Below are 15,109 nucleotides of genomic sequence, written 5' to 3' on the forward strand. Positions count from 1 at the left end.
ACGACCTCCGACTCACAGGCGGCTCGCCTACGATCGGGAGGCGTGGGAGCCGAAACACCGCGTGAGCCAGCCATTCCGGACGACGAGCCGGGCTCCCCGAGGCAGCCGGACCCCGCGCCGCGCCAAGACCCCTCGGGGCCGTGGGGCTCCTCGGCCTCCTCGGGCTCCTCGGAGGCTTCGGAGGCTTCGGAGCGGCGGGCGACGGGGCGACGCTTTCCGAGACTGCGGGGACTGCCGGGTCTGCGCTCGCACCGGCTCCCGAACAGCCCGCGGGGGTGGGCGTTCCTCGTCGGGATCGTGGCCACCGCGGTCGCCCTCCTGGCGGCCCTGGTGTGGTCGATCCGGCCCGAGCCGAGCCCCGGTGGCACGTCGAGCACCCGGCCGGAGTCGGTGGCCTGCGTGACCGCCTCCGCGCCGCAGAGCCAGACCTCCGGCCTGGAGGACCCGGCGAAGCTGGAGATCGCGCGCCAGCTCATCGCCTCGGCCGAGAACTCCACCCTCGACTGGCAGAGCGAGTACGGCTACCTGGAGTACAACGTCGAGGGCAACGACGCCGAGAACCGCGGCTACACCGGCGGCATCGTCGGGTTCACCTCCAAGACCCACGACATGCTGCTGCTCGTGCAGCGCTACACGCAGGCCGAGCCGGACAACCCGCTGGCGCAGTTCCTGCCGGCTCTGGAGGCGGTGGACGGCACCTCCTCCACCGACGGGCTCGGCCGGCCGTTCGCGCGCGCCTGGGCGCAGGCCGCGAGCGACCCGGGGTTCCAGCGCGCGCAGCGCGACCTCACCGACGAGCTGTACATCAAGCCCGCCGTCACCGCCGCCCACGAGGACGGGCTCGGGGCCCTCGGTCAGTACATCTACGTCGACACGATGGTCATGCACGGCTCGGGCACCGGACCCACAGAGTTCACCGGCATCCGCGACTCGGCCCGCGGCTCGGCCACGCCCCCCTCGGACGGCGGTGACGAGAGCGCCTATCTCGAGGCCTTTCTCGACGCCCGCGGATCGGCGATGAGCCAGGAGGAGGGCCACCGCGACCTGTCCCGGGTGCAGGCGCAGCGTTCGTTCGTCCAGTCCGGGAATCTCGCGCTGATCGCCCCGCTGCAGTGGACGATGTACGGCGATTCGTTCACGATCGTGGCGCCGCAGAGCCAGCGCTGCCCGTGATATCCACCACGTTCGCCGCCAATCTTTGATTATGCCTTCATGTTTTTGGGTGTGTTCGACTCGGACTCGGGTCACCCGGGCTTGACCGGCGCCTGACCGGCGCCGGGTCGCGCCTTGACCCGCCCTTGACCCGGGCGCCCCATCCGCCCCTCTCATGCCCGGACACGGTCCTCGACCGCGGCATTGAACGGGCGTGAACGCGTCATGGCCTGGTGATGAAAACCACCCGCGTGGGCTCCGTCACCTTGCGCAATACGCGAGTCAGGTGCCGGAAATCCGCTCCGTCTCATATCGTTTCTGCGCGAAGAGTCCACGAACGCAAGCACTTTGGCTCAGGGTTAGAGGTTTGTGGCCGATGGGCACGCGGATCAAAGCACACGTTCGTCCTGGACGCCCGCCGCGATCCACCCGGTGCAGAAGCCGTCCCGCCGACGCACGCACACCCCACCGCAGGAGCCACCCGTGCCACAGGAGAAAAGCCCCCGACCCGGGCCCACCCAACCCCACATTCTGCTCACCGGCGTGACCGGTTTCGTGGGCCAGGCGTTGCTGGAACGCCTGCTGTCGAGCACCGACGCCCGCGTCAGCGTCATCGTGCGGCCGCGGGGTTCGCGCAGCGGCCAGGACCGCCTCGACGCGCTGTTCGACAAGCCGGTGTTCGACCCGTGGCGCTCGCGGGTGGGACGCCGGGCGGCCCGCCGCGACTGGGCGCAGCGCGTCACCGTGCTCGACGGCGACCTGCGCGACGTGCCGGACCTGCCCGACGACCTCGACGGCGTGCTGCACAGCGCGTCGAGCGTGTTGTTCGACGACCCGATCGACGCGGCGTTCGCGACGAACGTCGGCGGGCCGTATGCCCTGTACTCCGCGTTGTCGCGGGCCGGTGGCCGCACGCTCGACGCCCACGTCGTGCACGTCTCGACGTCGTACGTCGGCACCGGGCGGCATGAGATCGCGCCCGAGCGCAGCGTCGACCACGCCGTCGACTGGCGAGCCGAGCTCGCCGCAGCCCTCGAGGCGCCCGCCCGGCTGGCCCGCGAGCACGAGTCGCAGCGTGAGCTGAAGGCGGCCCTGCGCCGCGCGGGCCGCCGGCGGGCGCACGAGCTGGGCTGGACCGACGTCTACACGATGACGAAGGCCCTCGGCGAGCGCGTCGCCGAGGACCTGTGGGCCGGCGCCGGTCGCCCGCTGACGATCCTGCGTCCGACGATCATCGAGAGCGCCCTGCGCTACCCCTACCCCGGGTGGATCGATGGCTTCAAGGTCGCCGATCCGCTCATCGCGGCGTACGCCCAGGGGCGCCTCGTCGGCTTTCCCGGCCGGCCCGACTCCGTGCTCGACGTCATCCCGGTCGACTTCGTCGTCAACGCGGCGCTCGCGGCGCTGCGCACACCGCCGGCCGCGCCGGCCTATCTGCAGGTCGGCTCCGGCACCACGAACCCGTTGACGCTCGCCGAACTGCGCCGCTGGGTGCAGGACTTCTTCTCCGCCCACCCGTGGATCGACAAGGACGGCAACGAGATCCACCCCGCCTCCTGGGAATTCAGCGACCCCTCCGCGCTGGACCGCTGGACCTGCCGACGCGAGCGCGCCCTGCACGCCTCGCGGGCGCTGCTCGACCTCATGCCCGCCGGCTGGTTCACCGGCTCCCGGGAGTCGGTGCGCTCCGGCCTGCGGCGCCTGGAGACCATGCGCGGCTTCGTCGAGCTCTACCAGCCGTACACGTGCGCGACGACGACCTACGACGACACGAACACCCGCGACCTGCTGGCCCTGCAGCGGCACCCGCGCGACACCTTCGACGTCACGGCCATCGACTGGCGCCGTTACCTCACCCAGGCGCACCTGCCCGCGCTCGTCGCCATCATGGAGGGCCGCACGACCCCGGCGCACCGTCCGGCGAGCGTGCACTCGATGCACGACTCGCGACGCGTCGCCCGCTCCCAACGCACGCACGCCCACGGTGCGCACGGTGCGCACGGTGCGCACGGCAGCCGCGTGCACGCCCTCGGCGCCTGAGGCTCTCGGCGCCTGAGGCTCTCGACGCCTGAGGCGCTCGGCGCCTGGGGCGCGCGACGCCCTCAGCTCCCGCGGCCCTCGACGCCTGTGGCCCCTCGGCGCCTGCGGCCCTCGGGCCGCTGCGGCCCCTCGTATCGGCCTGCGGGACGGGTGTCTCGGGTGCCGATACGGGACCACCCGGCTGCCGCGAGACCGGCTCCGCGGAGGCGATTCCGTGGCACCCCGGCGGTCCAGTCGGATGGCACAGGCTCACGTGCGATTCAGGGGTGGGGCCGCTGGGGGGTGTGGCGCCGGGGCGAGGCCGTCGGCGCTGGGGCGTTGCCGAGGGTGAGGCCGTCGCCGCCGGGGCGCTGCCGCCGAGGGTGAGGCCGTCGGCGCTGGGGCGTTGCCGAGGGTGAGGCCGTCGCCGCTGGGGCGCTGCCGCCGAGGCTGAGGCCGTCGCCGCCGGGGCGCTGCCGCCGGGGGTGAGGCCGCCGCCGCTGGGGCGTTGCCGCCGGGGGTGAGTTTGTCGGCGCCGGGGCGTTGCTGCCGGGGCGTTGCCGCCGGAGGCCGGCGCGGGCCGGCCCCCGTCTCAGGTGAGACAGGCGGGGCCGAGCAGGGCCTTGAGGTCGCCGAACAGCGCCGGGGAGGCGGTGACGCGCAGCGAGTCGTCGAGGCGCATAAGCACGCTGCGGCCCGGCTGGGTGAGCTTGACGTGCACTTCGGTGGCGCCTGGGTGCTCGTGCAGCACGTCCTTGATGCGCAGCGCCATGCCGTTCGTGGCCCGCGCCAGCGGCATCGACACGACGACCGGGCCGCGCGGGCCCTCGGTGATGTCGGGCAGCGTCAGCTCCTGGGCGTACAGCGACACCGAGTCGTCGCGCCGGTTGATGCGGCCCTTGACGACGACGACGGTGTCGGTCGACAGCATCGTGGAGACGGTCATGTAGGTCGAGGGGAAGAACAGGCACTCGATCGCGCCCTCGAGATCCTCGACGACCACGATCGCCCACAGGTCGCCCTTCTTCGTGCGCTTGAGCTGCAGGCTCGTGATGAGCCCGGCGATCGTCACCGTGTGCCCGTCGCGCGGGCCGTGCCCACCGCCCCCGTTCGAGGCGCCGTGGTCGTCGTCGGCCGCCGCGGTGACGGCCGCGATCGAGGTGTCGGCGTGGTTGGCGAGGATGTGCTCGATGCCGAACAGCGGGTGGTCGGAGACGTACAGCCCCAGCATCTCGCGCTCGAACGCGAGCAGCGTCTGCTTGTCCCACTCCCCCGCCGGGATCGCCGGCAGCGCCTGCAACGCCGGGGTCTGCTCCTCCTCGCCGCCCAACCCGGCGAAGGCCGCGAACAGCGAGTCCTGCCCCGCCGCCTCCTTGCGCTTCTCCTCCACGAGCGCGTCGACGTACTGCTCGTGCACCCGCACGAGCCCGGCGCGGGCGTGGTCGAGGGAGTCGAACGCGCCCGCCTTGACGAGCGATTCGATGGTGCGCTTGTTGCAGACGACCGCGGGCACCTTGCGCAGGAAGTCCTCGAACGAGGTGAACTCGCCCTTCTCCTCGCGGGTGCGCACGATCGCCTCGACGACGTTGGCGCCGACGTTGCGGATCGCCTCCAGCCCGAAGCGGATGTCGTCGCCGACCGCGGCGAAGAAGCCGATCGAGGCGTTGACGTCGGGCGGCAGCACGTGGATGCCCATGCGCCGGCACTCGCCGAGGTAGAGCGCGGACTTGTCCTTGTCGTCGCGCACGCTCGTCAGCAGGGCCGCCATGTACTCGGCGGGGTAGTTGGCCTTGAGGTAGCCGGTCCAGTACGAGACGAGCCCGTAGGCGGCGGTGTGCGCCTTGTTGAACGCGTAGTCGGAGAACGGCACGAGCACGTCCCACAGCGCCTTGACCGACGCCGCCGAGAAGCCTGTGTCGAGCATGCCCTTCTCGAAGTTGACGAACTCCGCGTCGAGCACCTCGCGCTTCTTCTTGCCCATCGCGCGGCGCAGCAGGTCGGCGTTGCCGAGGGTGTAGCCGGCGAGCTTCTGCGCGATCTCCATGACCTGCTCCTGGTAGATCACCAGGCCGTAGGTCGTGCCGAGGATCGGCTCGAGCGCGTCGATCATCTTCTGCTCGAGCTGGCCTTTAAGGCGCGGGTCGAGCGGCGTCATCTCCTGGCGGCCGTTCTTGCGCAGCGCGAAGTTGGTGTGCGCGTCGACGCCCATCGGGCCCGGGCGGTACAGCGCGAGGGCCGCGGAGATGTCTTCGAAGTTGTCGGGGCGCATGAGCCGCAGCAGGGTGCGCATGCCGCCGCCGTCGAGCTGGAACACCCCGAGGGTGTCGCCCCGGGTCAGCAGCTCGTAGGTCTTGCGGTCGGTGAGGTCTTTGGACAGGGCGTCGAGGTCGATCTCCTCGTCGCGGTTGGCGCGCACGTTGGCGATCGCGTCGTCGAGGATCGTCAGGTTGCGCAGGCCGAGGAAGTCCATCTTGACCAGCCCGAGCGTCTCGCACGTCGGGTAGTCGAACTGCGTGATGACCTGGCCGTCCTGCTCCCGCTTCATGATCGGGATGACGTCGATGAGCGGCTCGGAGCTCATGATGACGCCCGCGGCGTGCACGCCCCACTGGCGTTTGAGGCCTTCGAGGCCGAGCGCGGTGTCGGTGATCTCGCGGGCGGCGGAGTCTTCGGCGTGCAGCGCCCGGAACTCGACCGCCTCCGCGTACCGCTTGTGCTCGGGGTCGAAGATGCCGGACAGCGGGATGCCCTTGCCCATGACGTCGGGCGGCATCGCCTTGGTGAGCTTCTCGCCCATGGCGAACGGGAAGCCCATGACGCGGGAGGCGTCTTTGAGGGCCTGCTTGGCCTTGATCGTGCCGTACGTGACGATCTGCGCGACCCGCTCGCTGCCGTACTTCTCGGTGACGTACTTGATGACCTCGCCGCGGCGGCGCTCGTCGAAGTCGACGTCGAAGTCGGGCATCGACTTGCGCTCGGGGTTGAGGAAGCGCTCGAAGATCAGGCCGTGCGGGATCGGGTCGAGGTCGGTGATCTTCATCGCGTACGCGCACATCGACCCCGCGCCCGAGCCGCGGCCCGGGCCGACGCGGATGCCCTGGCTCTTGGCCCACGTGATGAAGTCGGCGACGACGAGGAAGTAGCCCGCGTAGCCCTTGGAGACGATGACGTCGATCTCGAAGTCGGCCTGCGTGCGCGCGTAGTCGGGCACGCCGCCGGGGAACCGCTCGTGCAGCCCCTTCTCGACCTCCTTGACGAACCAGCTGCGCTCGTCCTCGCCCTCGGGGCAGGGGAACCGCGGCATGTACCGGCCCTCGCCCTCGGTGAAGCTCACCTCGCAGCGCTCGGCGATGGCCAGCGTGTTGTCGCACGCCTCCGGGAACTCACGCCACAGGTGACGCATCTCCTGCGGGCTCTTGAGGTAGAAGTCGTCGGCGTCGAACTTGAACCGGTTCGGGTCCATGAGCGTGGAGCCGGACTGCACGCACAGCAGCGCCGCGTGGGCCTTGGCGTCTTCGGCCTTGGTGTAGTGCAGGTCGTTGGTGGCCACGAGCGGCAGCTGCAGGTCTTTGGCCAGGCGCAGCAGGTCTTTCTGCACGCGCCGCTCGATGTCGAGCCCGTGGTCCATGAGCTCGCAGTAGAAGTTCTCGGCCCCGAAGATGTCGCGGAAGTCGGCGGCGGCCTGGCGGGCCAGGTCGTACTGCCCGAGCCGCAGCCGCGTCTGGATCTCCCCCGACGGGCAGCCGGTCGTCGCGATGAGCCCCTGGCCGTAGGTCTGCAGCAGCTCGCGGTCCATGCGCGGCTTGAAGTAGTAGCCCTCGAGGCTGGCCAGCGAGCACATCCGGAACAGGTTGTGCATGCCGGTGTTGTTCTGCGCCCACATCGTCATGTGCGTGTACGCGCCGGAGCCGGAGACGTCGTCGCGGCCACCGTCGCCGAACTTGACGCGGGTCTTGTCGGTGCGGTGCGTGCCGGGGGTCAGGTAGCCCTCGATGCCGATGATCGGCTTGACCCCGTGCTTGCGCGCCTTCTGCCAGAACTCGTACGCGCCGAAGATGAACCCGTGGTCGGTGGTGGCGACCGCCGGCATCTCCATCCGCGCGGCCTCGGCGAAGAGGTCGTCGATGCGCGCCGCACCGTCGAGCATCGAGTACTCGGTGTGGCAGTGCAGGTGGACGAAGGAGTCAGTCGACAACGACGCACGCTCTTTCTCGGTGAGGGGTGGCGGGGCGGTTCGTCGGCGCGACGCTGCTCGACCGGACCCGTGAGGACCCATGAATCCTACGACCGAGGTGCGACAAGACTCTCCAGCCGCCCGGTTGCCCTGGCGGATCGGCGTGTCCGCCCGAGGCGGCCCCGCGGCGTCGTGCCGGGGTCGTGCCGGAGTCGTGCCGGAGTCGTCGGCGGGAGCAGTGCAATCCCGTTCGCCCGCACTCTGGCTCGTGAGGTTTACCGCGAATTTGCCTGGCAGAACTCAGAACTAGTCGACGGCTGCCGTAACTGCCTTCGAGGCCAATGGTTTTCGCACGGCCGTCGCGGGTCACGGCGCGCGGGGACCGCAGGAGTGGACGCGAGCGGACGGGAGGAACGTCGTGACGGCTGGGCGACCTCGAGTCGGACGACCGCGCCGCCGGCGCCCGTTCCGCGCGGTGGCCCTGGCCCTGGTGCTGCTGCTCACCCCGCTGCTCGGGCTCGTGCCGGCGCTGGTCGCGGGGGCCGCCTCCGGCACGAGCGCGGACGGTCGGTTGACGTTCAGCTACACGGCCCCGAGCCCGGTGACGGCGGGGTCGTCGGTGACGTACACGTACACGATCACGAACACGAACACGACGAGCGACACCTTCTATCGCTCCTCGGCGACCGACTCGAACTGCTCGGTGACCGGCTCCCCCACGCGGCTCGGGCCGTACGCGAGCGCGACGTACACGTGCACGGTCACCAACATGCAGGCGACGACGATCTCGACCGCGAACATCTCGTACTACACGTACGACGAGGTCTGGGACCCGCTGGTGTGGTTTCCCGTGAACACCCGCATGTCGCTGACGACGACCGTCGTCGTCAACCCGAACCCGGCGACGACGCCACCGATCGACTGCACGACGCCGACGGTGTTCATCGGCGCCAACAACGTGTCGGCCAGCTCCGGAGGAGCGCCCCCGAGCTCAGGGGCGGTGGCGGCGGCGGGGGTGGCGGATGAACGCGGAGCCGACGGTGCCGAGCACGGCGGCGAGCACCACCAGAGCGGCGCCGGCGAAGCCCGTCAACGACCGTGAGAACTGCGTGTCACGGTCAGGACTGCGGCACGGACTGCAGTCCTGACCACGACACGCAGTTCTCAGGGACGTTCAGGGGTGGTGTTGGAGACGGTCGAGGGCCTCGTGGAGGTCGGCCGGGTAGGTGCTCGTGAACGACACGTAGTGGCCGGTGCCGGGGTGCTCGAAGCCGAGGCCGACGGCGTGCAGCCACTGCCGCTCCAGACCCAGGCGAGCCGCGAGCCGCGGGTCGGCGCCGTACAACGGGTCGCCCACGCACGGGTGCCGCAGCGCGGCGAAGTGCACCCGGATCTGGTGGGTGCGGCCCGTCTCCAGGTGCACCTCGACGAGGGAGGCCGAACCGAACGCCTCGATGACCTCGTAGTGCGTCACCGCATGCTTGCCGGACTTCATCACCGCGTACTTGTAGTCGAACCCCGGGTGCCGCCCGATCGGGGCGTCGATCGTGCCGACCACCGGGTCCGGCAGCCCCTGCACGAGCGCGTGATACGTCTTGTCGACCGTGCGATCCCGGAACGCCCGCTTGAGCATCGAGTACGCGTACTCCGACTTCGCGACCACCATGAGGCCGCTCGTGCCGACGTCGAGGCGGCTGACGATCCCCTGCCGCTCGCTCGCGCCCGACGTCGCGATCCGGTAGCCGGCCGCCGCGAGCCCGCCCACGACCGTCGGCCCGCTCCAGCCGACGCTCGGGTGCGCCGCGACCCCGATCGGCTTGTCGACGACGACGAGATCGTCGTCGTCGTGCACGATCCGCATGCCCGGCACCGGCTCCGCGACGACCTCCAGGCCGGGCGGCGGGCCCGCCTGCGGCAGCGTCACCTCGAGCATGCTGCCGGCGCGCACCCGGTCGGACTTGCCCACCGGCGCGCCGTCGACCCGCGCGGCGCCCTCCCCGGCGAGCTGCGCCGCCTTCGTGCGCGACAGCCCGAAGAGCCGGGCCAGGGCCGCGTCGACACGCTCGCCCTCCAGGCCCTCGGGCACGGGCAGCCACCGCACGTCAGGCATCGCGCTGCTCCCTGCTCTCCTCGGCGGCGGAGGGGGCGCCCGAGCCAGAGTCCGAGCCCGAGCCGCCACCCGAGTCGGGACCCGAGCCCGAGTCGCGCGCCGGCGCGCCCTCGCGGGAACCGTCGAAGCCGATACCGCGGAAGGCGACCACGGCCAGCACGGCGGCGGCGACGCAGATCGCCGAGTCGGCAAGGTTGAACACGGGCCAGTTCGGCAGCATCAGGAAGTCGACGACGTGGCCGTGGCCGAATCCCGGCGGCCGGGTGAGCCGGTCGGTGAGGTTTCCCGTCGCGCCGCCGAGCACGAGCCCGAGGCCGGCCGCCCACCACGCGGAGCCGACCCGGAACGCGGCGATGACCACCGCCACCGACACGATCGCCTGGATCGCCGTGAACACCGGGGTCACGCCCGTGCCCAGCGAGAACGCCGCGCCGGGGTTGAACAGCAGCGTCAGCTGGAGCACCTCCCCCAGCAGCGGCCGCACGACGTCCGGAGTCAGTTCGCGCAGCGCCCACTCCTTGCTGAGCTTGTCGAGGGTCCACACGAGCAGCCCGAGCCCGAGGACGACAGCGGTGAGGGCGGGCCGGGTGACCCGGCCACGCCCCCGTGGTTCCGATGCGTCGGTGGTGTTCAGCGACGCTCCTGCTTCTGTTTGCATGACACGCACAGCGTCGCACGCGGGAACGCCTGAAGTCGAAGCTTGCCGATCGGCTGGCCGCACGACTCGCAGTAGCCGTAGGCGCCCGTGTCGATGCGCTCCAGCGCCCGCTTGTTCTGCTCCAGCAGCGTGCGGGAGTTCTGGGTGAGCGTGAGGTTCTGCTCGCGCTCGAACACCTTGCCGCCGGTGTCGGCCGAGTCGTCGCCCGACCCGCCGCCGTAGTTGAGCATGAGCCCCTCGAGATCCGACTCCGAGACCTGCAGCTCGTCGGCGATGCGGGCGATGTCGCTCTCGAGCTCGGCTCGAACCTCCGCGATCTCCTCCGGCGTCCACGGGTCCTCACCCGGACGCACGGGCAGCGCGTCGGTACCCGACCCGGCCTGCGGTTCACCGGACGGGGTTGTCTTCACAGCGGCCATGATGACCTCGGTCCAATCGTGCCGGGCGGCGGCCCGGCGGGTTGAGTGCACCGCGCCTCGGTCGTGTCGACCAGATGTCGCGGAAGTAAGAGACGAGGATAAACCGACATCGCCGTCGCGCAATCCGAAACACCCAGCGTGTTTCTCAGGTCGGCTGCAGGGGCGCTCGTGCGCAGGTCACACGCGCTACGGAGGCGGGCCCGCCGCCCCGATGCGCACCCGATGCGCACACCGACAGGCGCCCGATCGGAGCCGGTCGGCCCCGATCGGGCGCCCCGCGGGCCACCCGAACGGGCTCAGCGCTGACGCACGCGCTGGTTGCGCTGCTCGGCACCCTCGGGACCGCCGGGGTTGCCCTGCTCGCTCTGCGGCTGGGTCTGCGGCTCGGCTCCCTCGGCACCGACCGGCTCCTCCATGACGCCGGTGGTCTCCCCGAGGCGCTGCAGCTGGCTCTCGATGTACGCGCGCAGCCGACCGCGGTAGTCCTGCTCGAAGTCGCGCAGCCGACCGATCGTCTGGTCGAGGCCGACGCGCTCGGACTCGAGGTCGGCGATGACCGCCTGGCGGCGCTGTTCGGCGTCGGCGAGCATGCCGCCGGAGCGCTCCCGCGCCTCGGCGAGCAACCGGTCGTGCTCGAGCCGGGCCTCGCCGGTGAGCCGGTCGTGCTCGCTCTGGCCGGTCGACAGCAGCTCGTCGTGCCGAGCCTGCGCGGTGCGCAGCAGCTCCTCCGAGCGCGAGGTCGCCTCGCCGACCACCCGGTCGTGCTCCGTCTTGCCCTGCTGCACGTACTCGTCGTGCACCTTCTGCGCCAACGCGATGAGCCCCGCCGCATCCGAGGCCGCCGTGTTCGGGGCCGCCGTGTTCGGGGCCGCCGTGTTCGGGGTTGCGCCGGACGGGGCCGGCTCGGGCTCTGCGGCCTTCGCCGCGGCCTCGTCGCGCTCGGACGTCGCCTTGGCGATCCGCTCGGCGGCCTCGGCCTCGATCTTCTCCGCGTCGGCCTTGGCCTTGGCGATGCGTTCGGCGGCCTCACGTTCGGCGGCCTCCACATTGCGCTGCGCCTCGGGCGACAGGCCGCCGCCGTCGATCTTGCGCCGCAGGTCTGCGTTCTCGCCACTGAGTCGACGCAGCTCGGCGACGACCTCATCGAGGAAGTCGTCGACCTCCTGCTCGTCGTAACCGCGCCGGAACTGAGTCGCGGTGAAGTTCTTGTTGAGAACGTCCTCGGGCGTGAGAGCCATGTGGTCCCCTCGGGGTCAGCCGGTGATGCGAATCGGATGGTACGTGTCGTAAGGCTTTTTTACGCCCCCACAATTCACATCCGCCCCCGACCTGTCCACGTCCCACGCGTTCACAGGCCTCCGGAGGCTGTGATGACGCCCTCGACCGGGGAGACGGGTGCGGCCGTCACGTGGACGCCGCGTGACGGCCGATCGGTATCTCGTCACCGTCCGATCTGGTTGAGCAAGCTGGTCAGCAGCGACAATCCGATGATCAGGACGATGAAGGACAGGTCGAGCGCCACGCCTCCCAGGCGGATCGGGGGGATGACGCGGCGCAACGCCCGCAGCGGCGGATCCGTGACCGTGTACACCGCTTCGCAGATCACCGCGAGGACCCCGCGGGGGCGCCAGTCGCGGGCGAAGACCTGGATCCAGTCGATGATCAGACGCCCGATGAGCACCATGATGTAGACGTTGATCAGCCAGACGAGCAAGCCGATGACGGGGTTCATACCGCCAGTATCGGGGACGTCACTGGGCGTCAGCTGACCCGGGGGCACCGGGTGTCGGCCGACGCCGGGGCACCGGAGTCGGCTGGCTCGGGAAGCAGCACCCCGCCTCCGCCACGCCATTACCTCGCCACCCCACACGGCCGGACGCACGCGACGACCCGCCGCGAAGGGGTCGTGCCCCGGCGGCGGGTCGTCGTGCGAGGGGTCGAGCGCGGCGCGTCGTCAGCTCTGGTTGAACAGGCCCTTGCCCTTGGTGGGCTCGCCGTCTTCGGAGGTGACCTCGACGTCGGCGGGCGAGAGCAGGAAGACCTTGTTGGTGACCCGCTCGATCGAGCCCTGGAGACCGAACACCAGGCCGGCCGCGAAGTCGACGAGCCGCTTGGCGTCGGCGTCGTCGAGATCGGTGAGGTTCATGATGACCGGCGTGCCCTCGCGGAAGCTCTCGCCGATCTTCTTCGCCTCGTTGTAGGTGCGCGGGTGAATCGTCGTGATGCGGTGCACTCCGCCTACCTCCATGTCCTTGACGACCTCGCGCACGGGCGTGCGCCGCGGCAGCTGCGTGACCTCGGCCCGCCGCACCGGCGCGGCCGTGACCGGCTCGTCGTCGACGAGCGAGGGCACGCTGGCCACGTGCGCCACCGAGCCCGACCGCTCCGCCATCGGGCGCTCGACCCGCTCGACCCGACGCGCGGACTCCTCCCCGCGCTGCCCCCGGTCGGCCGACTCCGACCGGTCGGCGCGCTCGGCGCGATCGCTGCGGTCGGCGCGCTCACCGGCGCCGTCCGAGCGCTCGGCGCGGTGGTCGCGTCGCTCGTCGTACTCCTCGTAGGTGTCGTCCTCCTCGGCCAGCCCGAGGTAGACCATCGCGTTGCGCAGGGCCCCTGCCATCTCGCGCTCCTTGCTGTGCTCGACTTCGCTCGTCCCGTTGTGGGCGTGTGACCCGCCGCTCGCGGCACGCCCGCTCGACCGCTCGCCGAACTGCCCGCGACGCGCTGCGACCGTGCGCCGCGACATCACTGCCGGTGCGGCCACTCACGTCCACGGTCAACGGGGACGGCCCTCACCGACAAGCTAACCACGCACCGGACGCGCGCCCAGGATTGCGCTGCCGACACGCAGGTGTGTCGCCCCCGCGGCGATCGCCTGCTCCAGATCGGCGCTCATGCCGGCCGAGACGCTGTCGACGCCCTCCCGCCCGCGGGCCAACTCCGCGGCCACGGCGCGCAGCCGCTCGAACGCCTCCCGGGCCACGCGATCCGCGCCGGACTCCGCGCCGACGACCCCGTCTGAAGGCTGGCTCGGCGGCTGGCTTGCGGACTGGCTCGGTTGCTCGACGAGCGGGGCGACGCCCATGACGCCCCGCAGCCGCAGGTTGGCGCAGCCGTCGACGAGCTCGGCCAGCTCGGCGGCCTGCGCGGGCGGCACGCCGCCTCGGCCGCGAGCCGCCTCCGGGTCGGGATCGAGGTTGATCTGGAGCAGCACGTCGAGCACCCGGTCGGCGCCGCGGGCACCCTTGTCGAGCGCGCGGGCGAGCTTGGCCCGGTCGAGGGAGTGCACGACGGCGGCGTAGCGCGCCACCGAGGCGGCCTTGTTCGTCTGCAGCTGGCCGATGAAGTGGAGCCGGGGCGGCGCGGGCTCCTGCCCGGCGAGCAGCTCACGCACCTGCTCGGTCTTGCCGGCGGCCTCCTGGTCGCGGTTCTCGCCGACGTCGCCGACGCCGAGCCGGGCCAGGGCGATGACGTCGGAGGCCGGGAAGTACTTCGTGACGACGACGAGCGTCAGCTCCCCCGGGTCGCGGCCGGCGGCTCGGCAGGCGTCGGCGATCCGGCTCCGGACCGCGGCCAGGCCCGCGGCGAGTTGTTCGTTCCGGGCGTCGGACGCGTTCTCGCCCGGGCGCTCGGTGGGTTCGGTGGGTTCGGCGGGTTCGGTGGCGGCGCTCACGCGGCCCACCGCCGCACGACACCGGCGAACCGGCCCGTCGTGGGGCGGCGGCGGTAGGAGTAGAGCCGGTCGGTCTCGCGGGTGCACCCGGGAATCCACGTCACCGCGACCCCGGCGGCGTGCAGCTGGTCGACGACGCCGGCGGCGATGTCGATGGCGGGCGTGCCGGTCCAGGAGACGGTGGCGCTCACCGGGCTGACGCGCGCCGCCTCGGCGCGCATCTCCTCCGGCACCTCGTAGCAGCGGCCGCACACCGACGGGCCGACCGCCGCCTCGATGCGCTCGGCGCCGGCCTCGGCCATCACCTCCAGCGCGCGGGTGACGATCCCGCCGGTCATGCCCGGACGGCCGGCGTGCACCGCGCCGATGACACCGGTCTGCGCGTCGGCGAGCAGCAGCGGCACGCAGTCGGCGACGAGCACCGCGAGGGCGAGTTCGGGGTTGGTCGTGACGATGCCGTCGGCCTCGGGCGGGTCGCCCTGCCAGGGCTCGTCGACGCGCATGACGGTGGCACCGTGCACCTGGGCCATGAACAGCAGGTGGTCGCGCGGTACGCCGATCGCGGCGGCGAGGTCGCGGCGGTTGTCCTCGACCGACTGCGGATCGTCGCCGACGTGCCCGCCGAGATTGAACGCGCCGTAGTCGGCCGCGACGTCCGCGCGCCCGCCGGACGCGCTCGTGAATCCCCAGTCCACGCCCGGCTGCCCGGGCTGCGGCGGGTCGACCTGATGACGCCAATAGAACACGTCGCCAGCCTACGCGGACCGGGCCGTCGCGCGAACGCCCCCGCGGGCGGTCGGGCTCCCCGATTCCGGCCGACGCCGGCACGGGCGGCACGTGCGACACCGGGCGGCACGGGCGGAACGGACGGCACGGACGCCACGGGCGCGGCACGGGCGCGGCA

Annotated in this window: 12 protein-coding genes; 3 read left to right on the plus strand and 9 right to left on the minus strand. The window is 71.7% G+C overall.

The features are described from left to right. Positions 1-297: 297 nt before the first annotated feature. Positions 298-1,173 carry a chitosanase gene (locus PINTE_RS11025; RefSeq protein WP_217996568.1) on the plus strand — a complete coding sequence of 292 codons (876 nt, stop codon included), beginning with the start codon at positions 298-300 and terminating at the stop codon, positions 1,171-1,173. A 462-nt stretch (positions 1,174-1,635) separates the two neighbouring features. Next, positions 1,636-3,192: an SDR family oxidoreductase gene (locus PINTE_RS11030; RefSeq protein ID WP_281178875.1), complete on the plus strand. Its 1,557-nt coding sequence runs from the start codon at positions 1,636-1,638 to the stop codon at positions 3,190-3,192. Between the two features lie 571 nt (positions 3,193-3,763). On the opposite strand, the gene dnaE is transcribed toward PINTE_RS11030, so the two are convergent. Next, positions 3,764-7,447, minus strand: a complete 3,684-nt coding sequence (gene dnaE / locus PINTE_RS11035; protein ID WP_281178876.1) for a DNA polymerase III subunit alpha — start codon at positions 7,445-7,447, stop codon at positions 3,764-3,766. Positions 7,448-7,820: 373 nt separating this feature from the next. On the opposite strand from dnaE, the gene PINTE_RS11040 reads away from it, so the two are divergent. Next, positions 7,821-8,447 carry a hypothetical protein gene (locus tag PINTE_RS11040; protein ID WP_068430207.1) on the plus strand — a complete coding sequence of 209 codons (627 nt, stop codon included), beginning with the start codon at positions 7,821-7,823 and terminating at the stop codon, positions 8,445-8,447. A 72-nt stretch (positions 8,448-8,519) separates the two neighbouring features. Here PINTE_RS11040 and PINTE_RS11045 read toward each other — a convergent pair whose 3' ends face one another. From PINTE_RS11045 to pgeF, 8 genes are all read right to left on the minus strand, one after another. Next, positions 8,520-9,455, minus strand: a complete 936-nt coding sequence (locus PINTE_RS11045) for an RluA family pseudouridine synthase (RefSeq protein WP_068430210.1) — start codon at positions 9,453-9,455, stop codon at positions 8,520-8,522. Further along, positions 9,448-10,113 (minus strand): signal peptidase II, encoded by a 666-nt coding sequence (lspA, locus tag PINTE_RS11050; protein ID WP_084343488.1) that lies wholly within the window; start codon positions 10,111-10,113, stop codon positions 9,448-9,450. The genes PINTE_RS11045 and lspA overlap by 8 nt, the downstream gene beginning before the upstream one ends. Then, positions 10,086-10,583, minus strand: coding sequence for a TraR/DksA family transcriptional regulator (locus PINTE_RS11055; protein ID WP_245642911.1), 498 nt, complete (start codon positions 10,581-10,583; stop codon positions 10,086-10,088). Before PINTE_RS11055 ends, lspA begins: the two co-directional genes overlap by 28 nt. Before the next feature lie 245 nt (positions 10,584-10,828). Beyond that, on the minus strand, positions 10,829-11,770 hold the full coding sequence (locus PINTE_RS11060; protein WP_068430213.1) for a DivIVA domain-containing protein: 942 nt from the start codon (positions 11,768-11,770) through the stop codon (positions 10,829-10,831). Between the two features lie 203 nt (positions 11,771-11,973). Then, positions 11,974-12,264: a YggT family protein gene (locus PINTE_RS11065; protein WP_068430215.1), complete on the minus strand. Its 291-nt coding sequence runs from the start codon at positions 12,262-12,264 to the stop codon at positions 11,974-11,976. Positions 12,265-12,486: 222 nt separating this feature from the next. Beyond that, positions 12,487-13,152 carry a cell division protein SepF gene (locus PINTE_RS11070; protein ID WP_068430233.1) on the minus strand — a complete coding sequence of 222 codons (666 nt, stop codon included), beginning with the start codon at positions 13,150-13,152 and terminating at the stop codon, positions 12,487-12,489. Positions 13,153-13,335: 183 nt separating this feature from the next. Next, positions 13,336-14,205, minus strand: a complete 870-nt coding sequence (locus tag PINTE_RS11075) for a YggS family pyridoxal phosphate enzyme (RefSeq protein ID WP_084343490.1) — start codon at positions 14,203-14,205, stop codon at positions 13,336-13,338. Beyond that, complete coding sequence (pgeF, locus tag PINTE_RS11080; protein WP_068430219.1) at positions 14,202-14,951, minus strand: peptidoglycan editing factor PgeF; 750 nt, start codon at positions 14,949-14,951, stop codon at positions 14,202-14,204. Before pgeF ends, PINTE_RS11075 begins: the two co-directional genes overlap by 4 nt. Positions 14,952-15,109: the final 158 nt, after the last annotated feature.

The organism is Piscicoccus intestinalis NBRC 104926 (assembly GCF_001515525.1).
In the GTDB taxonomy this organism is placed as follows: domain Bacteria; phylum Actinomycetota; class Actinomycetes; order Actinomycetales; family Dermatophilaceae; genus Kineosphaera; species Kineosphaera intestinalis.

Bases quoted from the DNA above. Each gene is read 5' to 3' on its own strand.
- dnaE (WP_281178876.1), bottom strand. From the start codon at position 7,447: ATGGGTCCTCACGGGTCCGGTCGAGCAGCGTCGCGCCGACGAACCGCC.
- PINTE_RS11045 (WP_068430210.1), bottom strand. From the start codon at position 9,455: ATGCCTGACGTGCGGTGGCTGCCCGTGCCCGAGGGCCTGGAGGGCGAG.
- lspA (WP_084343488.1), bottom strand. From the start codon at position 10,113: ATGCAAACAGAAGCAGGAGCGTCGCTGAACACCACCGACGCATCGGAA.
- PINTE_RS11060 (WP_068430213.1), bottom strand. From the start codon at position 11,770: ATGGCTCTCACGCCCGAGGACGTTCTCAACAAGAACTTCACCGCGACT.
- PINTE_RS11065 (WP_068430215.1), bottom strand. From the start codon at position 12,264: ATGAACCCCGTCATCGGCTTGCTCGTCTGGCTGATCAACGTCTACATC.
- PINTE_RS11070 (WP_068430233.1), bottom strand. From the start codon at position 13,152: ATGGCAGGGGCCCTGCGCAACGCGATGGTCTACCTCGGGCTGGCCGAG.